We start from the raw sequence: 20,013 nt of genomic DNA, 5'->3' as shown, positions 1-20,013 counted from the left end.
TGAGATGGCGTGTTGCGGCAGGTGTGCAGCAGGCGTGCTTAGGTCACGCAGAAACGGGTACGCCCAACACGCGTACCCGGTCGATTTCGCTCATCGTGCGCCCTGCCGCGCGTTGAACACCACGCGCAACCCGAGCGCCACCAGCGCCGCCGCCGCGCAGAACGCCATCAATCCAGTCCAGCGCGCGCTCGTCCACGCCAGGCTCGCGCCATACGCGCCCACCGACATGCCGATGAACAGCGCCGTCATGAACACCGCGTTGATACGGCTGCGCGCTTCGGGTGCCAATGCATAAATGATGGTCTGGTGCGATACCAGCGCAGCCTGCACGCCCACGTCAAAGACGAGCGTGCCGATCACGATGGCGATGAGCGATTGCGGGAACAGTGCCATCGCGGCAAACGTCACCGCCATGAGCAACGCACCACCCGCAGCGATGTGGCCGGGCGCAACGCGGCCCGACAATCGCCCGGCAATGCTCGCGCCCAGTGCGCCCGCTGCACCGGCCAGGCCAAGCAGGCCCGCTTGACCCGTCGACAGGCCGAGCGAACTCGTCAGGTGCAATGCCACGGTCGACCAGAAGCCCGAGAACGCAATGCCGATGAACGCCTGCGTGATGGCCGCCGCGCGCAGCCGCGGGTGCTGTGCGAACAGCGTGCCCAACGAACGCAGCAGCGTGAGGTACGGCTGCCTCATGGTTGCGGGCGGTGCCACACCAAAGTGGGCGGCGCGCACGGCAATCGCCAGCCCGACAATCGCTACCGCCGATACGCCAAATGCCGCGCGCCAGCCGAAATGGTCCGCCACGATGCCGCTGAACACGCGCGAGCTGACGATGCCGATCAACAGCCCCGTCATCACCGTGCCGATGTTGCGATTGCGGTTGTGGTCGGTGCTGATGGCCGCGGCGCTGGGCACGAAGTCCTGCGCGATGGTGGCCGAGAGCCCCACCGCAAAGCCCGCTGCCGCAAGCAGTGGGAGGTTGGGCGCGAGGCAGCTGGCGATGAGCGCCAATGTGAGCAGCACCGCCTTCCAGAGGATGACGATGCGACGATCGTAGCGGTCGCCCAGCGGGCCGAAGAAAAAGATGCCGCTGGCGTATCCCGCCGCCGTGAGCGTCGGCAACACGCCCAACGCGTGCGGCGCGATGGCGAGGTCGCGGCCGATGAGGCCCAGTAGCGGGTGGTTCAGGTAAATGCACGCCACGCTGATGCCCGCGCCGGCCGTGAGCAGGCGGATCAGCCCTCGGGTGTCAGGTGCGGCAGGTGCCATGGTGGTATTGGCAGGCGTTGGGGACGCTGGCGAGGTCGACATGGGAACCTCATGAGGAGATTGCTGCATCGCAGCGAAGCGGCGATGCTAACAACTTTCCTGGGGGCCTGCTGACGGCCAATAACCTTGCTCGGGGTGGTGTCAGGCGCGCTGGCTGGCCGGGGATGCGGCCGAGGTGGGCGCCTCTTCCACGTCTTCGCTGTGACCGCCTTGTACGTCATGACCGGCGTTGTCGATCCACAGGCGGGCGCGGTCTTCGCCCACGCGCGACAGCTCCATGCGGTATTCGTAGCGGTCGGGCCGGTAGAGGCCTTGCAGCAATTGCACGGGGCGCCCGCTCATCTCGCGCACGATGCGCTGGACGGAGAGCAGCGGCGCGCCCACCGACACATCCAGATACTGCGCCGTCGCCACATCGGCCAAACGTGCCGACACCACCTGCGACGCACGATCAATCCGCACACCCGATCCTTCGATCAGCCGCAGCAGCGACTGGCCGGCCAGGCGTTCGAGCGTGAGCTTGCTCGTCACGTCCAGCGGCAGCCACGTCGTGATGAGCGCCATGGGCGTGTCTTCCAGGTGGCGCACGCGCACGAGTTTCTTGATCGGCGTGCCGGGCGCAATTTCCAGGCATTTGGCCTCGTCGGGCGGGGCCAGCACGTCTTCAAATTCGACGACGACGGCGGAGGTGCGCTCGCCCACGTCGATGATGTTCTGCAGCAGCGTCTGGGCGCCGCCGCCCATCGTCACCGGATCATCGGGCTTGACGACAAACGTGCCCATGCCGCGATGGCGGCGCACCAGACCTTCCTTGACGAGGTAGTCGAAGACGCGCCGCATCGTGACGCGCGATGCCCCGAACTGGCGGGCCAGCTCGATCTCGCCCGGCATCGGGCCGTCACTGAACCGGCCCTCGAGAATCTGTTGGCGCAGAACGACGTAGATCTGGTGGTAGAGCGGTACCACGGCATCAGGCATGGCGGTCGTGGTTCCGGGCGTGAGCAGCGAGGTCGAAGACGAAGTCAGGAGGGGCGGCCATCAGGTGATGGCGCACAGGCGCGGATGCGTCGGAAAGCCGGGTCGAACGCGGCCGTTTGCCCATTCATCCGCGACGATAGGGGGTTTTGCGGGGCCTGTAAAGTTGTGTGTTACCCGTTGTCCGGCGGGGTATCCGCGGCCGCGGCGGCCGGCTTTTGCCCCTGGCCATAACGCGGATTGCGCTCGCGTATCGAGTTCTTGGGCGCAACCGGCTCGCCGAGCGCATTGACGAGCGCAACGTGGATCGGCGTGCCGCTTTCACGGTCACGCAACAACATCGGGCCTTCGCCGTCGGGCGTGAGGTAACGGTCGCCCCATTGCATGAGCGCGACGATCGCGGGCAGGAGGTCGACGCCCGCCCGTGTCAGCCGATAGGCGTCGCGCACGCGGTCGCCCGGCTCCTGATACGGCACACGGCGCAGGATGCCGTATGTCACCAGCGCTTTGAGCCGCGACGACAGGATCGCCGACGAGCACCCCGTGCGGCGCAAAAACTCATCAAACCGCGTCACCCCCGAAAACGCCTCGCGCAGCACGAGCAGCGTCCATTTCTCGCCGACGATCGACACGGCGGCCGCAATCGAGCACGGCTCCTCCATCGATGTCACGACTTCGGACGCCGCTGGGACGGGGAAGGGTTCCGGAATTCTCATGGCAAAAGCATAGTCAATTCTGACTTTACTTGCAAAAGTCAGGGTTTCTGCTAATCTAGCTTCAAATTAGAAAGTCAGGAGGTGATCCCGTCCTGACGGCTAATCACAACGATCCATCGCGTGAGGAGATCCCCATGCTTTACACCATCCACCGTTACCCCGCCGAATGGATCGACCGCTGGACCATGCACGACGGCTCCATCGCCACCGTGCGCCCGATTCTGCCGCAAGACGCCCCGCTTGAGGCCGCCCTGGTCGAGGGGCTGTCGTCCGAGTCGCGCTATGCGCGCTTCCTGGTGGGCGGCGGCCGCCTGACCGACGAGATGCTCGCCGCCTATACACAGATCGATTACGTGAACCACATGGCGCTGGTCGTGAGCGTTGCGCGCCCTGATGGCACCGGCGAAGACCTGATCGCCGACGGCCGCTTCGTCGTGGAAGACGGTGTGGCCGAGTTCGCCATGCTGGTGGCCGACGCGTGGCAGGGCAAGGGCGTGGGGCGACGCCTGTTTGCCACGCTGGTTCGCGCGGCGCGGGTGTCCGGCGCGCGGGAAGTTTTCGGCGAGGTGCTCTCCATCAACCGCCGCATGGTCAGCCTCGCGCGCGATGCGGGTTTTCGCGTGGCAAACGTGCCTGGCGACGCCACCGTCTGCACCGTGCGCCTGCCGCTGGCCCAGGCCGAAATGGCCGTGACGCCCTTCGCCTTCGCCTGATATTCGTCTTTGCGCGCCTGCTCGCCCTGCAGGTGTGCTTACCGTGTGTCTCTTTCGCCGCCGTTGGGCGGCGTCTTTTTTGCCGCATTCATCGAATTTGTTGGGGCTCAGCGCAAAAAAACATCGCTTTTGCGCATGAGTGGATCCGCATAGACTCATTCGCGTGGCCCGGTGCGTCAGCGGCCCCCCCGCTGCGTGCCGGTGCTGCCTGATTTCAACCCTCCCCAGCCTGCGCCCCCCACATGAGCAACGTCACGCCTGTGGTTGCCCCATTTCACCTTGCTTTTCCTGTGCACGATATTGCCGCGGCGCGTGCGTTCTACGGCGGTATCCTCGGCTGCCCGGAAGGCCGCAGTTCGCCGGAATGGGTGGATTTCAACTTCTACGGCCACCAGATCGTCGCCCATCTCGCTCCGGATGAAATCGGCCACCGCAAGACCAGCGCCGTCGACGGCGACAACGTGCCCGTGCGCCACTTCGGCGTGGTGCTCTCCATGGCCGAGTGGGAAGCCGCTGCCGACAAGCTGCGTGCCGCCGGCATCGAGTTCATCATCGAGCCGCATATCCGCTTCAAGGGTGAAGTGGGCGAGCAGGCCACGATGTTCTTCCTCGATCCGTCGGGCAATGCGATGGAGATCAAGGCGTTCGCCAACATGGCGTCGCTGTTTGCCAAGTAAGGCGGCGCGGCGCGCGTATCCTTGCGCTTCCGCCCTGATTCGCGCACGCCATGCTTCGAGAACTCAAGACCTTCATCGCCGTCGCCCGGCACGGCACGTTTGCGGGTGCTGGCGAGCGCATCGGCCTCACGCAGTCGGCGGTGAGCGCGCAGATCCAGCGGCTGGAAGAATCGCTCGGCTTTCAACTCTTCGATCGCACGGGCAGGTCGGCCACGCTCAATGCCGCCGGGCGCGATGCGCTGGCCCTGGCCGAACACATCGTCACGCTGTACGACCGTCTGGGCGACCAGGCCGGCGGTAACGAGCAGCGCGGCCTGGTGCGCATCGGCGCGATCGCTTCGGTGCAAACCTCGTTTCTGGTGGATGCGCTGGTGCAGTTCCGCAGCGAATTCCCGCATTGCCGTGCGCGCATCGTGCCCGGTGTCTCGCTGGACCTGCTCGGCCTGGTGGATGCCGGCGAGATCGACCTCGCCGTGCTGATTCGCCCGCCCTTCGCCGTACCGGCCGACCTGGAATGGCGCACGCTGGTGGCCGAGCCTTTCGTGCTGCTGGTGCCGGCCACCGTGCCCGGCGACGACTGGCGCACGCTGCTCGCGCATCAACCGTTCATCCGCTATGACCGCCGCTCGTTCGGCGGCCGCCGCGTCGACCAGTTCCTGCGCGACCAGCGCATCACCCCGCACGACGTGATCGAACTCGACGAGCTGCAAGGCATGACGCAACTCGTGGCACGCGGGCAGGGCGTGGCACTGGCCCCGCAGACCGCCGCACAACGCACCTGGCCGCCCGGCACGCGCGCCGTCAGCCTGGGCGACGCCACGTTCTACCGCGAGATCGGCCTGATCGAGCGCCCGCGCCATAGCCGCCAACCCATTGCGGGGCGGCTTGCCGATTGCATTGACGAAGCCGCCCGCGCCGAACGTTCTTGAGGCCTATGGTGCAAGCGTGATATCCGGCATTCAGGTCGAGCGTTGACTAGGCGTTATATCGGCTCGTATATTACGACCGGTCATTCATCCAACTCTGGGTCTTTCATGCAACGTTTGTCGGTTCGCGCGCATGTGCGCGCCATTGGCCTGGTCGCCGCGCTGTCGCTGGGTTTTGCAGCGCCAGCCCGGGCGGCGGACCTCGTTGTCTCGGCCGCAGCCAGCCTGACCAATGCCTTCAAGACGATCGCGCAACAGTACGAAGCCCTGCATCCGGACACCAAGGTCGTGCTCAACTTCGGCGCGTCCGACGTGCTGATGCAGCAGATCGTGAAGGGCGCCCCGGCCGACGTATTTGCCTCCGCCGATCAGGATGCGATGAACAAGGCCGCCGCGGAAAAGGTCATCAAGACGGAGACGCGCCGCGACTTTGTCGCCAACCAGCTGGTGCTGATCGTGCCCGCAACGGCCACGGTACCCGTGCATGCGCTGGCCGATCTGACGAGGCCCGACGTGAAGCGCGTGGCGATCGGCAATCCGGCGTCGGTGCCGGTGGGCCGCTATGCCAAGCGTGCGCTGGAAGCGGCCAAGCTGTGGGAGCCGGTGGAGGCCAAGGCGGTGCTGGCGCAGAACGTGCGCCAGGCGCTGGACTATGTGTCGCGCGGCGAGGTCGAGGCCGGCCTGGTGTTCTCGACCGATGCCGCCATCGCCGCCGACAAGGTGAAGGTGGCGAGCACCGTGCCGCTGAATGTGCCGCTCACCTACCCGATCGCCGTGACGTCGGGCACGAAGCAGCCGCAGCAGGCGGCCGACTTTGTGGCTTACGTGCTGTCGCCCGCGGGCCAGGCGGTGCTGGCCAGGTACGGTTTCCTGAAACCTTGATTACGCGGTAGCCGGCTGACCCGCACGCTCGGCGTCCTTCTTGGGCGTGCGGTGAATGCGCAGCACCAGGAAGGCGCCCGCCACGCAGAGCCCGCCCGAAATCATGGAAGCGAGCGTGTAGTTGCCCAGCGAGGCGCGCATCATGCCTGCACCCAGCGTGGCGAATGCGGCGCCCAATTGGTGGCCCGCGACGATCCATCCGAACACGATGGGCGCGGCTGCCTTGCCGAACACGTCGTTGGTCAGGCGCACAGTGGGCGGCACGGTGGCAATCCAGTCCAGGCCGTAGAAGATCGCGAACACCGGCAGGCCGAAGAACTCGAAGCCGAACGCATACGGCAGGTAGATCAGCGACAGCCCGCGCAGCCCGTAGTACCAGAACAGCAGCACGCGGCTGTTGTAGCGGTCGGACAGCCAGCCCGACAGCGTGGTGCCGACCAGATCGAAGATCCCCATCGCAGCGAGCAGGCTCGCGCCCTTCACTTCGGAGAACCCGTGGTCTGCGCACATGGCAATGAAGTGCGTGCCGATGTAGCCGTTGGTGCTTGCGCCGCAGATGAAGAAGCTCGCGAACAGCAGCCAGAAATCGCGCTTGCGGGCCGCTTGCACCAGCGTCTGCATGGCCAGGGTGATCGGGTTGGCGCGCGGGCCTTGGGCGGCTTCCGGCGCATCGGCGGGTTCACCATAGGTGCGCAGACCGACGCTCTTGGGCGATTCCGGCAGCAGCAGCCACACGACCGGCAACAGCAGCGCCAGTGCGCCGGCCACGATCAGCACCACCGGGCGCCAGCCAAAGTGCTCGACGACTGCGGCCATCATCGGCAGGAACACGAGCTGTCCCGTGGCCGAGCTGGCCGTCAGGATGCCCATCGCCAAGCCGCGATGCGAAGTGAACCAGCGGTTGACCACCGTCGCGCCCAGCGTGATGGCCGCCACGCCCGTGCCGCCACCGACCATCACCCCCCACAGCAGCACCATCTGCCACGGCGCATGCATCATCGCCGAGAGTGCCGTGCCCGCCACCAGCACCGCCAGCGCACCGAGCACCGTCGGGCGGATGCCGAAATACTGCATCGACGCCGCAGCAAACGGCCCCGTCAGCCCGTACAGCGCAATACCGATCGAGATGGCCAGCGAGATCGTGCTGCGGCTCCAGCCGAATTCGTGCTCGAGCGGCAGCATCATCACGCTGGGCGTGGCACGCGTGCCGGCCGCGCACAGCAGGATCAGGAACACCACGGCCAGCGCGAGCCAGCTGTAGTGGAAACGTGGGGCGATGAGGCGGGCAAGTCGCTGCATGGGGTGTCCGATTTTAATTCTTGCTGGGGCGACAATGTGGCATTCGTTACCGGTCGGTAACAACGTGGTTGCGATAGTAGGTACCGCTCGGTAACATGTCAAGCAACATTCGAATGACACCGGCGCGCCTGGGGGTTTGTTGCCCGTCGCGCCCGCAGGAGCACCACCATGGCCACCGCCGCCCGTCGCGGACCTCGCGCACTTTCCACCGGTTCCACCGCTGACACCGTTGATCAACCCAAGCCGACGCCGCGCCGCATCAGCGGTGAGGACGCGCACGCCAGCCTGCTCGAGGCGGCGCGTCAACTGTTTTACTACGAAGGCGTGCGGGCCGTTGGTGTCGAGGCCGTGGTCGAGAAAGCCGGCGTCAACAAGATGAGCCTGTACCGGCAGTTCAAGTCGAAGGACGATCTCGTCATCGCTTACCTGGAGCGCAGCGACGAGAGCTTCTGGGGTTACTTCAACGCCAGCGTGGCCAAGCACCCCGACGATGCGCGCGCGCAACTGCTGCAGTTCTTCATCGATGTCTCCGAACGCGCTTCGCGCCCCGGCTATCGGGGCTGCCCGTTCGTGAATGTGGCGGCGGAGTTTCCGGACATGACGCATCCGGCGCGGCAGTTTGTTCAGCGCAACAAGGCGCTGCTACTCGCCCGCCTGCGGGACCGCGCCCAGGCCGCCGGCGCGACCGACCCCGATGCGCTGGCCGACGACCTGGCCTTTCTGATCGAAGGTGCCTACACCGCGAGCCAGACCTTCGGCACCGATGCGCCGCGCCTTATCAAGAGCCTGCCGCGCACGGCACGCGTGTTGCTCGATGTGGCTATCCCCCCGCACAAACCGGACTGATGTTGTAGCGCGCTCACGCACGCGAAACATGGGCGCACGAGTCTCGTGCGATGCCGCTACACTCGCTGGCATTGTTGCCTCGGCTGCACCTTGATGACGCCCAACCAAGTCCCGCTCTCTCCCGTTCGTACGACGCCCGCCACGCCGCTGACCTTGCCGGCGGCGTTGTCGCAGGCGCAACGCGCGCTTGATCGCATCGTGCTCGGCAAGCCGCTGCAGATCCGCCTGGCGCTGGCGTGTCTGCTGGCACGCGGGCATCTGTTGCTGGAAGACCTGCCGGGCGTGGGCAAGACCACGCTGGCGCATGCGCTGGCCCGTACGCTCGGGCTGCAATATCAGCGCGTGCAGTTCACGAGCGATCTGCTGCCCACCGACCTGATTGGCGTGTCGATTTATGTAAAAGAAAAGGGCGCGTTCGAATTCCACCCGGGGCCGCTGTTCGCGCAGGTGGTGCTGGCGGATGAAATCAACCGCGCCACGCCCAAGGCACAAAGCGCGCTGCTCGAAGCGATGGCCGAAGGGCAGGTCACGCATGACGGGGCGACGTATCCGCTGCCCGAGCCGTTCTTCGTGATCGCCACGCAGAACCCGCTCAACCAGATCGGCACGCATCCGCTGCCGGAGTCGCAGCTGGACCGCTTCACGATGCGGCTCTCGCTGGGTTATCCCGATCAAAGCTCGGAGCGTGCGCTGTATCTAGGGGGCGGTGCGCCGCAGGACATCGAAGCCGTGCTGACGGCTGCGCAAGTGGTTGCGCTGCAGGCCGCCGCCGATGCCGTGCACGTGGCGCCGGCACTGGTCGACTACGTGCTCGCGCTGGTGAATGCCACGCGCACCGATGCGCAGGTGCAGATGGGCCTGTCGCCGCGCGCGGGGCTGGCATTGCTGGCGGCCGCGCGTGCCTGGGCGCTCATCGATGCCCGCGATGCCGTACTGCCCGAAGACGTGCAAGCCGTGTTCAAGGCCGTGGCGGCGCATCGGTTGCTGCCCACGGGCGGGACGCTGTCGGCGACCGCGCTGGCGCAGCGGCTGCTCGATACGGTCGCCATCCCCTAAGCAGGCAGCGCCATGGCGCGATTGCGTTCTCTGCTGCTCGCGCCGTTGCGTGTGCTCGGTGCGGGCGTGGCGATGCTGCCCGGCGTGCGCTTTGCGCGGGCACGCGTGCAACGCTTTCTGCAGCGGCCGCGCACGCCACGCGAAGGCCGCATCCGCCTGGACCGCAATCACGTCTACATCCTGCCCACTGCGGCCGGCGGCGGCTTTGCGCTGCTGCTGGTCGTGATGCTGCTCACCTCGCTCAACTACAACGTGAGCCTGGGTTTTCTGCTGACGTTCGTGCTGGCCGGTGTGGCGGCGTCCGCCATGTGGCAGACGCATCGCAACCTTGTCGATCTGGAAGTGCGCGGCGCGGCGGGCGAAGCGGTGTTTGCAGGCCATGCGTTGAATGTGAGCGTGGCGTTGGCCAACGTCACACCGTGGGCGCGCGTGGGTGTGGATGTGAGCGCCGCGCAAGCCGCCGCGGTGGAAACATCGCTCGACGCGCAGGACGCCATCGTGGCCGCGTTGTCTTTCGCCGATCAGCCGCGCGGTTGGTTCAAGTTGCCGCGCCTGACGGTATCGACGCGTTTTCCGCTCGGCCTGTTTCGCGCGTGGAGCTATGCCGATGCACCGCTGACCTTGCTCGTCTATCCGGCCCCGGAACCTTCCGCGCCGCCGCTGCCCGCGAGCTTTGCGCCGGACCCTGGCGACGAAGACGACACGCGCGCCGCCCGCACCCACGTCGAAGAAGCCGCGGACCAGTTGCGCACTTATCGCCCCGGTGACGCGCTGCGCAGCATTGCGTGGAAGCACAGCGCGCGGCTCGACACCTGGATGAGCCGCACCGGCCAGCAAGTCCGCCACGCGCAATGCGTGCTCGCGTGGGAAGCGCTGCCACCGTCGATGAACGTTGAACAACGCCTGTCGCGCCTGTGCGCCTGGGTGCTGGCGGCCGAGCACGCGCCCGCCGGCGATGAGCCCGAATACACGCTGAGCCTGCCTGGCGCTGTCATCGGACCGGCACGCGGTGTCGCGCATCGGGATGCGTGTTTGCGCGCCTTGGCGTTGTGGGGTAAGCCGGCGATGCCGGAAGCCGAAGGCGAAGTCACATGACCACTGCCACCATCGGCACCGAAGCGGCCGCCTTTGGCTCGGCCCGTGCGCTGACCCATCGCGAGCACGGCTGGCTGATCGCCCAGCTTGCCGTCGTGCTCGCGCCGCTGCTGCGTGCGCTGCCGCTGGTGACCTGCGCCGTGTTCGGGGTGCTGCTGCTCTGGCGCGCGTTGTTGTGGGTACGGCGCGCGCCGTTGCCTGGCAAATGGGTGTTGGGGCTGACGGGCGTCGCCACGCTTGTCGTGACGCTGGCACTCGCCATGCGCACCGGCGGAAACATCGGGCGGGACTTGTCGGTGGCGCTGCTGGGCGCGTTTCTCGTGCTCAAGCTGATGGAATCGCACACGGTGCGCAACGGCGTGCTCGTGACGCAGTTGTGCTGTTTCCTGCTGCTCTCGCAGGTGCTGTTCGACCAGCCGCCGTGGCTGGCCGCCACCATGCTGGCGACCGTGGCGCTGCTGCTGCGCAACTGGCTGTTGCTGCTGCACCCGCAGGCGCGTGCGCGGGTGTCGCCAGTGCGCGTGCTGGCGCGTTTGGTACTCATGGGTCTGCCGTGCGCGGCGGTGCTGTTCCTGCTGTTCCCCCGGCTGGATCATCCCCTGTGGCGCCTGCCGCAAACTGCCGACACCGCCGTCAGCGGCCTGTCGGACCGCATGGCGCCCGGCTCCGTCGGCCAGTTGATCCTCTCAGATGAGCTTGCCTTCCGCGTCGATTTTGTCGGCGCGCCGCCACCGCTCGATACGCTCTACTGGCGCGGCATGGTGCTGTGGCGTTTCGATGGCCAGACGTGGACGGCCGCATCGATGCGGCAACGTCCCGCAGCTGAAAGCGTACCCAATTCTGCGGACGCAACCGGCGGTGCGCCCGGCGTGTTCGACTACAACGTTACGCTGGAACCGACGCGCCAGCGCTGGCTGTTTGCGCTCGATCGCGGCCAGTCGATCGAGGCGCGCGACGGCACCGGCCGCAGCATCGACGGCGAGTTCATCAGCACGCAACCGGTCGACCAGCGCGTGCGGTATCACGCGCGCTCGCGGTTGCCGGAGCGCAATCGCGCCGACGACGCCCGCCCGCTCGACCCGCTCACGCAGCAGATGGCGCTGGCGTTGCCGCCGGGCAACGGCCAAGCGCGTGCGCTGGCAGCGCAATGGGCAGCGCTGCCGCCTGCCGAGCGCGTATCCGCCGCACTCAAGCTGTTTGGCAGCGCACCGTTTGCCTACACGCTTGAGCCGGAACCGCTGCAGGATCAGCAGATCGACGATTTCCTCTTCCGCACGCACCGCGGCTTCTGCGAGCACTACGCGGGCAGCTTCGTCTTCCTGATGCGTGCGGCGGGCGTGCCGGCGCGTGTGGTGGTGGGCTACCTCGGCGGTGAGGTGAACGCCGTGAGCGGCGACATCATCGTGCGCCAGTCCGATGCACATGCCTGGGCTGAGGTGTGGCTCGACGGGCGCGGCTGGGTGCGCGTGGACCCCACCGCCGCCGTCGCGCCGCAACGCGTCGAACGTGGCCTGGCCGCCGCCGTGCCCGCGAGTGAATTCCGCTCGCGCCGCGCAGAAGAACCCGGCTGGTTGCGCAGCGTGCGCTGGGGGCTGGATGGCCTGATCAGCGGCTGGAACAGCTGGGTGCTCGGCTATGACCGCAACCGCCAGGCGCGCCTGTTCGCGTGGCTGGGGCTCGATGCGGCGGACCCGCGCGCGGTGCTATGGGGCGTGTCGGGTTTGTTCCTGCTCGCTGCGCTGCCGCTCCTCTGGCAGCAGCGCAAGCCCAAGCCTGATCCCGTGCAGGCCCAGTGGCAGCGGTTGTGTGACCGGCTGGCGCGACATGGTTGCACGCGCGGCGCTGCCGAAGGCCCGATGGCCTACGCCGAGCGTGCTGCCGCGCAGTTTCCGCAAGCGGCGCAGGCCTTGCGCAATGCCGCCGCCGGCTACGTCGCCTTGCGTTACGGGCGCGACGACGGCGATGCGCAGGTGCGTGCCCAGCGGTTCACGCAATGGCGCGAAGCCGTGGCGCAAGTCCGGCTCGGCTGACGCGGCGCAGCGGTTGATCGGCTTAAACATCGCGCCCCAAAAAGCGGGCGCCCACGCGGTTGATCGAGCGCTCCGGTCATTCACTTGTGATGCTGCGTGATCGGCATTGCGCAAAGCATCGCGCTGGCGATTCGCGCCAACCTGCGCTGTGCGAGTGTGATGGCGCGTCATCTCAATCACTTCATCGAAGCAGCGCCGATGCGCGGCATCGGCATCGAACGCCATCACCTTGATGCGAGCGTGCCGCAGCGCGCCCCAGGGCTTTCAATGCCGTGCCTGCCGGTTTTTCGAATGGCTTCGAGATAACGCCGGGCCATGGATTTAACCCATTTTGGTTAATTTAGAGCAAAGCCTTCAAACATAATCGTCCGAGCGCGTCAGCGCGCGAACCTTCGCGTCATGGTGACACCGCGTCCGGCGGGCTTCTTCTGATGCAGATTGGCGTCATGACGAGGGTTTTAGGCGTTTGACAATGTTTGCAATTGACGCCGCATTGGTTAATAGACTTAATTTGATCGTGCCATCCAGTTAATCTGGAGGTGCACCGATAAAACACCGAGTAGGGCGGGGCTGCGCGCATTATCAAGCGCATATTTGAAACGGGAGGCAGACATGAAGACATTGCAACGAGGGACCCTGGTTTCGGCGGCCTTGGCCGGCCTGCTTGTACTGGGCGGTTGCGCCAGTTCGGGCTCGGGCGACATGAGCGGCACCACTGGCAGCGGCGGCAGTTCGGCCAACAATGGTGGCGGTGGGTCCGGTTCCAACGGCTCTGGCGGCACGACGCCCACCGCGTCCACCACGCCCACCGGGGACGTGGCGAACAAGGGCGGCGGCGTGCTGACGGCCACGGGCGGTGCCGTCAGCGGGCTCGGTTCGACCATCGGCGGCAGCAATCTGCCCGGGGCGTCGGGGTTGGGCAACGTGGTCGACAACGTAGGCAAAACGGTGTCGGCGCTGGGCACCGGCGTGCAGTCGGGCCTGGGCAGCATCGGTACCAACCCGAACCCGATCGGCACCACGGCATCGAGCACCGGCAACGTGGTGACGCAAGCGGGTAACACCGTTGACGCCACGGGTGCCCTTGTCAGCAGTCTCGGTTCAGGGCCGCTGCAGCCGCTTTCGCCGGTGACATCACCGGTGGGCGGGGCAGTCTCGCAGGTTGGGCAGGCGGTGGCCGGTGCGGGCGGCACGCTCGGCACGGGCTTGTCGACCGGGCCGGTGGAGCAAGTCACGCAGCAGCTCAGCTCGACCGTGGTGCCGCTCACCTCGCAGGTGACCACGGCTACGCAGACACTGGGTAACGCAACGGGCCTGGGCGCTCCGGCAACCAACCTGCTGCAGACGGTGGGCGGCGGCGTAGCGAATGTCGGCACGTCGCTGACGGCGACCAACGCCCCGGTCGTCTCCGGTTTGGGCGGTGTGGTCACGGCCACGGGTAACACGGTGGCCGCCTTGGGCGGGGTGACCTCCACGCCGGGCGGCGCAACGTCGGCCAACCCGCTGGCACCGATTACCGGCGCACTGGGCGGCGTGGGCGGTGGCAGCAATCCGCTGGGCAGCGTGACGGGCGCACTGGGCGGCGCCGCCGGGGGCGGCACGACGGCTGGGGGTGCGACTGCGCCTGTCGGCTCGCTTGTCACCACCGTCGGTACGTCGCTGACGTCCACCGGGGCTGCGACGCCGCTTGCACCCGTCACGGGCGCTGTGGGCGGCGCATTGACCACAGTGGGCAGCGCATTGCATCACTGAGTGCGCGCAACATGACGGGCTGGCTTGTGCGCTTGGCCCGTCATCGAGCCGTTTCCGCCGCGTGCGGAACGGCTCGTACGCGTGTTCGTATGACGCGGCCCGCTGCTTTCGGCATACAGTACGTCTGACCGCGCGCTCTCCGCGCGTATCAGGAGACTTTCAATGATCCAGTACGCATTGTTCGCCCGACTCATTGCCAAACCGGGCAAGGAACAGGCAGTGGCCGATTTTCTTTCGGCCGGCCTGCAAATGGCCAACCAGGAAACCACCACCCCGATCTGGTTTGCGCTGCGCCTTGCGCCCAACGTATTCGGCATCTTCGATGCCTTTGCCAGTGAGGAAGACCGCCAAGCGCATCTGGACGGCCCGATCGCCAAGGCGCTCATGGCCAACGCGGCCGAGCTGCTGGCCTCACCGCCCGAGATTGCGTCGATCGAGGTGCTCGGCCTGAAGAACACCGGCGCAACCTGAGTTCCGAGAGAAAAAAGAAACCGCCGCATCCAGCCGTCAGCCGGATGCGGCGGTTTTGCTTTGCATGCGTGGTCAGCCTTCAGCCCGGCACGCGCACCCAGCCTTCCATCAACACGCGCGCGCTGCGGCTCATGATGGCCTTGGTGACGGTCCATTCGCCGTCAACGAGCTTGGCCTCCGCGCCCACACGCAGCGTGCCCGACGGATGCCCGAAGCGCACCGCGCCACGTTCTCCGCCGCCTGCCGCCAGGTTGACGAGCGTGCCAGGAATGGCCGCCGCCGTGCCGATGGCGACCGCTGCCGTGCCCATCATTGCGTGGTGCAGCTTGCCCATCGACAACGCACGCACCAGCAAGTCCACATCGCTTGCGCCGACTTTCTTGCCGCTCGATGCCACGTAGTCCTTCGGCGGCGCGACGAACGCCACCTTGGGCGTGTGCTGGCGCGTGGCGGCTTCTTCAATGCTCTTGATCAGCCCCATGCGCACGGCGCCGTGCGCGCGAATGGTCTCGAACATCGCTAGCGCCTTCGCATCGCCGTTGATGGCGTCCTGCAGCTCGGTGCCCGTGTAGCCGATGGCCTCTGCGTTGATGAAGATCGTCGGGATGCCCGCGTTGATCATCGTCGCCTTGAGCGTGCCCACGCCGGGCACCTCCAGGTCGTCGACGAGGTTGCCGGTGGGGAACATCGCGCCGCCCCCGTCACCGTCTTCCTCGGCAGCCGGGTCGAGGAATTCGAGCTGCACTTCCGCCGCCGGAAAGGTCACGCCATCCAATTCAAAGTCGCCCGTCTCCTGCACCGCGCCGTTGGTGATGGGCACGTGCGCAATGATGGTCTTGCCGATGTTGGCCTGCCAGATGCGGATGATGGCGACACCGTTTTGCGGTATCCGGCTGGCATCGACCAGCCCATTGCTGATGGCGAACGGCCCAACTGCTGCAGAGAGGTTGCCGCAGTTGCCCGACCAGTCGACAAACGGCTTGTCGATGGAGACCTGACCGAACAGGTAGTCCACGTCATGATCCGGGCGCGTGCTCTTGCTGAGGATGACCGTCTTGCTGGTGCTCGACGTGGCGCCGCCCATGCCGTCGATCTGCTTGCCGTACGGGTCGGGGCTGCCGATCACGCGCATGAGCAAGGCGTCACGAGCAGCGCCGGGCTGCTGCGCTGCCGGCGGCAGGTCCTGCAGACGGAAGAAGACGCCCTTGCTGGTGCCGCCACGCATGTAGGTCGCGGGAATCTTCACCTGTGCGGGGTGGCTCATGCGGCCTCCTTGTTCGATTCCAGGAAGTCCTGCGCAAATCGCTGCAGCACACCGCCGGCTTCGTAGATCGAGACTTCCTCATCGCTGTCCAGGCGGCACGTGACGGGCACTTCCACGCGTTCGCCGTTCTTGCGGTGGATGACGAGCGTGAGGTCTGTGCGCGGTTTGCGCTCGCCGATCACGTCAAAGGTTTCGGTGCCGTCAATGCCGAGCGTCAGGCGCGTGGTGCCGGGCTTGAACTCCAGCGGCAGCACGCCCATGCCGATCAGGTTCGTGCGATGGATGCGCTCGAAGCCTTCGGCCACGATGGCCTCCACGCCGGCCAGTCGCACGCCCTTGGCGGCCCAGTCGCGCGAGCTGCCCTGGCCGTAGTCGGCACCGGCAATCACGATCAGCGGCTGCTTGCGGTCCATGTAGGTCTCGATCGCTTCCCACATGCGCGTGACCTTGCCTTCGGGCTCGATGCGTGCCAGCGAGCCCTTCTTCACCGCGCCGTCCACCACGGCCATCTCGTTGATGAGCGTCGGGTTGGCAAACGTCGCGCGCTGGGCGGTCAGGTGATCGCCGCGGTGCGTGGCGTACGAGTTGAAGTCTTCTTCCGGCAGGCCCATCTTGGCGAGGTATTCACCAGCGGCGCTGCTGGCCAGGATGGCGTTGGACGGCGAGAGGTGATCAGTCGTGATGTTGTCGCCAAGCACCGCCAGCGGGCGCAAGCCCTTGAGCGTGCGCTCACCGGCCAGCGCGCCCTCCCAGTATGGCGGGCGGCGGATGTAGGTGCTCTGCGGGCGCCAGTCGTACAGCGGGCTCACGTTGGCAACGGATGCGCTGCGCTGCTCGAACATCGGGATGTACACCTTGCGGAACTGCTCCGGCTTGACGGATGCACGCACGATGGCGTCGATCTCTTCGTCGGTCGGCCACAGGTCCTTCAGCAGGATCGGCTTGCCGTTGGCATCGGTGCCGAAGCTGTCGCGCTCGATGTCAAAACGCACGGTGCCGGCAATCGCGTAGGCCACCACCAGCGGCGGCGAGGCGAGGAACGCCTGCTTGGCATACGGGTGGATGCGGCCGTCGAAGTTGCGGTTGCCCGACAACACGGCGGTGGCGTACAGGTCGCGGTCGATGATCTCTTGCTGGATCTTCGGGTCCAGCGCACCGCTCATGCCGTTGCAGGTCGTGCACGCAAACGCGACGATGCCGAAGCCCAGCTTCTCCAGTTCGTGCTTCAGGCCGGCTTCTTCCAGATACAGCTCCACGGCCTTGGAGCCCGGCGCCAGCGAGCTTTTCACCCACGGCTTGCGGGTCAGGCCCAGGCGATTGGCATTGCGCGCCAGCAGCGCCGCGGCAATCACGTTGCGCGGGTTGCTGGTGTTGGTGCAGCTCGTGATGGCCGCGATGATGACAGCGCCATCGGGCATCTGGCCCGGTGTCTCTTCCCACTTGGCGGCGATGCCCTTGGCGACCAGGTCGGTCGTTGCCACACGTGCGTGCGGGTTGGACGGGCCGGCCATGTTGCGCACCACGCTCGACAGGTCGAAGCGCAGCACGCGTTCGTATTCGGCGTTCTTGAGCGTGTCGGACCACAGGCCCGCGGTCTTGGCATACGTCTCGACCAGCTTGACCTGCTCGTCGCTGCGGCCGGTCAGGCGCAGGTAGTCGAGCGTGTTGTCGTCAATCGAGAACATTGCCGCGGTGGCGCCGTACTCGGGGGCCATGTTCGAGATGGTGGCGCGGTCGCCCAGCGTGAGCTTGGATGCGCCTTCGCCGTAAAACTCGAGGTAGGCGCCCACCACCTTCTGCTTGCGCAGGAATTCGGTCAGCGCCAGCACGATGTCGGTGGCGGTGATGCCGGGTTGGCGCTGGCCGGTCAACTCCACACCCACGATGTCCGGCAGGCGCATCCACGAGGCGCGGCCCAGCATCACGTTTTCGGCTTCCAGGCCGCCCACGCCGATGGCGATCACGCCGAGTGCGTCGACGTGGGGCGTGTGGCTGTCGGTGCCGACGCAGGTGTCGGGGTAAGCCACGCCGTCGTGTGCCTGGATGACGGGCGACATCTTCTCCAGGTTGATCTGGTGCATGATGCCGTTGCCCGCCGGGATCACGTCGACGTTCTTGAACGCGAGCTTGGTCCAGTCGATGAAGTGGAAGCGGTCTTCGTTGCGGCGGTCTTCAATGGCGCGGTTCTTGGCGAAGGCGTCGGGGTCGAAGCCGCCGCATTCCACCGCCAGCGAGTGGTCGACGATCAACTGCACCGGCACGACCGGGTTGACCTTGGCGGGGTCGCCGCCCTGGTCGGCAATGGCGTCGCGCAGGCCGGCGAGGTCGACCAGCGCGGTCTGGCCCAGGATGTCATGGCAGACCACGCGCGCCGGAAACCAGGGGAAATCCAGATCGCGCTTGCGTTCGATGAGTTGCTTGAGCGAGTCGGTGAGGGTGGCTGGGTCGCAGCGGCGGACCAGATTCTCGGCGAGGACGCGGGAGGTATAGGGGAGCTTGTCGTAGGCGCCCGGTTGGATGGCTTCCACAGCCTCACGTGCGTCGAAGTAATCGAGCTTTGTGCCGGGGAGCGGTTTGCGGTGGGTGGTGTTCATGGTAGTGGTACATCCCTTGTTTCATCCCCTGCCGGGGCTGACTCACTTTCTTTGTCTTGCCAAAGAAAGTAAGCAAAGAAAGGCGCGCCCGATGCGGCGACCCCCTCCTTGAATTTATGTCGCAAGGAGGAGAAGGGGAAAACTCGCTGCGCTCAGACAGTTCCCCTTCTTTTTTCCTCCTTGCAACAAAAATTCAAGGCGCCGCATAGGGCAGGAACGTCAAAGGCCAAACCGTCTGAGTGCGTGCGGTGGCGTTCTCTTACGGGCGCTTGCCGATCGGTACGAACTTCAGGTCGTCGGGGCCGGTGTAGTTGGCGCTCGGGCGGATGATCTTGTTGTCGATGCGTTGCTCGATGATGTGCGCGGCCCAGCCGGACGTCCGTGCGATCACGAACAGCGGGGTGAACATCGCGGTCGGCACGCCCATCATGTGGTACGACACGGCGCTGAACCAGTCCAGGTTGGGGAACATCTTCTTGATGTCCCACATCACGGTTTCCAGGCGCTCGGCAATGTCGAACATCTTGGTGTTGCTGGCTTCCTTCGACAGCTTGCGCGCCACTTCCTTGATGACCTTGTTGCGCGGGTCGGACACGGTGTACACCGGGTGGCCGAAGCCGATCACGACTTCCTTGGCTTCCACGCGGCGGCGGATGTCGGCTTCGGCCTCGTCCGGGGTGTCGTAGCGCTTCTGGATTTCGAAGGCGACTTCATTGGCGCCGCCGTGCTTCGGGCCGCGCAGCGCGCCGATCGCGCCGGTGATGGCCGAGTAGATGTCCGAGCCCGTGCCGGCAATCACGCGGCCGGTAAACGTCGATGCGTTGAACTCGTGCTCGGCATACAGGTTGAGCGAGACGTGCATGGCATCGACCCACGATTGCGACGGTTCAACGCCGTGCAGCAGGTGCAGGAAGTGGCCGCCGATGGAGTCGTCGTCGGTTTCGACTTCGATGCGCTTGCCGTTGTGGCTGTAGTGGTACCAGTACAGCAGCATCGAGCCGAGCGATGCCATCAAGCGGTCGGCGATATCGCGCGCGCCGGGGGTGGCGTGGTCGTCCTTTTCCGGCAGCACGGTGCCCAGCACCGACACACCGGTGCGCATCACGTCCATCGGGTGGGCGGAGGCTGGCACCCATTCCAGGGCGGCCTTCACGTTGGCGGGCAGGCCGCGCAATGCCTTCAGCTTGGCCTTGTAGGCAGCCAGTTCCGCCTTGTTGGGCAGCTTGCCGTGCACTAGCAGGTGGGCGACTTCTTCAAACTCGCACGCCCCGGCCAGGTCGAGGATGTCGTAGCCGCGATAGTGCAGGTCATTGCCAGTGCGGCCAACGGTACACAACGCGGTGTTGCCGGCCGTCACGCCCGACAGGGCCACGGACTTCTTCGGCTTGAAAGCGCCGGCGTTCGGCGTGCTGTTATCGGCTTCGCTCATGGTGTGGTCTCCTTGG

18 protein-coding genes are annotated in these 20,013 nt (G+C 66.3%); 11 read left to right on the top strand and 7 right to left on the bottom strand.

What is annotated here, in order from left to right:
* Positions 1–90: 90 nt before the first annotated feature.
* The 3 genes from AAHM38_RS00175 to AAHM38_RS00165 form a co-directional block, all read right to left on the bottom strand.
* Positions 91–1,314 (bottom strand): MFS transporter, encoded by a 1,224-nt coding sequence (locus AAHM38_RS00175; protein ID WP_116574907.1) that lies wholly within the window; start codon positions 1,312–1,314, stop codon positions 91–93.
* Between the two features lie 99 nt (positions 1,315–1,413).
* On the bottom strand, positions 1,414–2,250 hold the full coding sequence (locus AAHM38_RS00170) for a GntR family transcriptional regulator (protein ID WP_009240265.1): 837 nt from the start codon (positions 2,248–2,250) through the stop codon (positions 1,414–1,416).
* A 170-nt stretch (positions 2,251–2,420) separates the two neighbouring features.
* Entirely contained in the window at positions 2,421–2,963 is a 543-nt protein-coding gene (locus AAHM38_RS00165) for a winged helix-turn-helix transcriptional regulator (protein WP_065859502.1), read from the bottom strand.
* A 134-nt stretch (positions 2,964–3,097) separates the two neighbouring features.
* Here AAHM38_RS00165 and AAHM38_RS00160 point away from each other — a divergent pair, with 134 nt between their 5' ends.
* The 4 genes from AAHM38_RS00160 to modA all read left to right on the top strand — a co-directional run bounded on the left by AAHM38_RS00160 (position 3,098) and on the right by modA (position 6,161).
* Positions 3,098–3,676: a GNAT family N-acetyltransferase gene (locus tag AAHM38_RS00160; protein WP_116574906.1), complete on the top strand. Its 579-nt coding sequence runs from the start codon at positions 3,098–3,100 to the stop codon at positions 3,674–3,676.
* A 242-nt stretch (positions 3,677–3,918) separates the two neighbouring features.
* Positions 3,919–4,353, top strand: coding sequence for a VOC family protein (locus tag AAHM38_RS00155; RefSeq protein ID WP_116574905.1), 435 nt, complete (start codon positions 3,919–3,921; stop codon positions 4,351–4,353).
* 50 nt (positions 4,354–4,403) lie between these two features.
* Positions 4,404–5,282, top strand: a complete 879-nt coding sequence (locus AAHM38_RS00150) for a LysR family transcriptional regulator (protein WP_116574904.1) — start codon at positions 4,404–4,406, stop codon at positions 5,280–5,282.
* 105 nt (positions 5,283–5,387) lie between these two features.
* On the top strand, positions 5,388–6,161 hold the full coding sequence (gene modA / locus AAHM38_RS00145) for a molybdate ABC transporter substrate-binding protein (RefSeq protein WP_116574903.1): 774 nt from the start codon (positions 5,388–5,390) through the stop codon (positions 6,159–6,161).
* Here the strand turns inward: modA and AAHM38_RS00140 are convergent, their stop codons facing one another.
* Complete coding sequence (locus tag AAHM38_RS00140) at positions 6,162–7,460, bottom strand: MFS transporter (RefSeq protein WP_116574902.1); 1,299 nt, start codon at positions 7,458–7,460, stop codon at positions 6,162–6,164.
* A gap of 168 nt (positions 7,461–7,628) precedes the next feature.
* Here AAHM38_RS00140 and AAHM38_RS00135 point away from each other — a divergent pair, with 168 nt between their 5' ends.
* The 7 genes from AAHM38_RS00135 (at position 7,629) to AAHM38_RS00105 (ending at position 14,710) form a co-directional block, all read left to right on the top strand.
* Positions 7,629–8,306, top strand: a complete 678-nt coding sequence (locus AAHM38_RS00135) for a TetR/AcrR family transcriptional regulator (protein ID WP_116574901.1) — start codon at positions 7,629–7,631, stop codon at positions 8,304–8,306.
* A gap of 93 nt (positions 8,307–8,399) precedes the next feature.
* Positions 8,400–9,362, top strand: coding sequence for an AAA family ATPase (locus AAHM38_RS00130; protein ID WP_024542280.1), 963 nt, complete (start codon positions 8,400–8,402; stop codon positions 9,360–9,362).
* A gap of 12 nt (positions 9,363–9,374) precedes the next feature.
* The gene (locus AAHM38_RS00125) at positions 9,375–10,457 is read left to right on the top strand and encodes a DUF58 domain-containing protein (protein ID WP_116574900.1); all 1,083 of its coding nucleotides are present in this window, start codon (positions 9,375–9,377) and stop codon (positions 10,455–10,457) included.
* A complete protein-coding gene (locus AAHM38_RS00120; RefSeq protein ID WP_116574899.1) occupies positions 10,454–12,487 on the top strand; it encodes a transglutaminase TgpA family protein in 2,034 nt (677 codons plus the stop codon). The genes AAHM38_RS00125 and AAHM38_RS00120 overlap by 4 nt, the downstream gene beginning before the upstream one ends.
* A gap of 96 nt (positions 12,488–12,583) precedes the next feature.
* Positions 12,584–12,793 (top strand): hypothetical protein, encoded by a 210-nt coding sequence (locus AAHM38_RS00115; RefSeq protein WP_257019802.1) that lies wholly within the window; start codon positions 12,584–12,586, stop codon positions 12,791–12,793.
* A 306-nt stretch (positions 12,794–13,099) separates the two neighbouring features.
* Positions 13,100–14,239 carry a collagen-like triple helix repeat-containing protein gene (locus tag AAHM38_RS00110; RefSeq protein WP_116574898.1) on the top strand — a complete coding sequence of 380 codons (1,140 nt, stop codon included), beginning with the start codon at positions 13,100–13,102 and terminating at the stop codon, positions 14,237–14,239.
* Positions 14,240–14,401: 162 nt separating this feature from the next.
* Positions 14,402–14,710, top strand: coding sequence for a putative quinol monooxygenase (locus tag AAHM38_RS00105; protein ID WP_004632276.1), 309 nt, complete (start codon positions 14,402–14,404; stop codon positions 14,708–14,710).
* Between the two features lie 79 nt (positions 14,711–14,789).
* Here AAHM38_RS00105 and prpF read toward each other — a convergent pair whose 3' ends face one another.
* The 3 genes from prpF to prpC form a co-directional block, all read right to left on the bottom strand.
* A complete protein-coding gene (prpF, locus tag AAHM38_RS00100) occupies positions 14,790–15,974 on the bottom strand; it encodes a 2-methylaconitate cis-trans isomerase PrpF (protein ID WP_116574897.1) in 1,185 nt (394 codons plus the stop codon).
* Complete coding sequence (gene acnD, locus AAHM38_RS00095; protein ID WP_116574896.1) at positions 15,971–18,568, bottom strand: Fe/S-dependent 2-methylisocitrate dehydratase AcnD; 2,598 nt, start codon at positions 18,566–18,568, stop codon at positions 15,971–15,973. Before acnD ends, prpF begins: the two co-directional genes overlap by 4 nt.
* A 259-nt stretch (positions 18,569–18,827) precedes the next feature.
* Positions 18,828–19,997 (bottom strand): bifunctional 2-methylcitrate synthase/citrate synthase, encoded by a 1,170-nt coding sequence (gene prpC / locus AAHM38_RS00090; RefSeq protein ID WP_004632271.1) that lies wholly within the window; start codon positions 19,995–19,997, stop codon positions 18,828–18,830.
* Between the last annotated feature and the right edge of the window lie 16 nt (positions 19,998–20,013).

The sequence above is a fragment of the Ralstonia sp. OTU4908 genome (assembly GCF_038440115.1).
GTDB lineage: Bacteria > Pseudomonadota > Gammaproteobacteria > Burkholderiales > Burkholderiaceae > Ralstonia > Ralstonia pickettii.
Note: the sequence above shows the minus strand (reverse complement) of the source record. Positions and strands in the feature narration are given on the sequence as shown.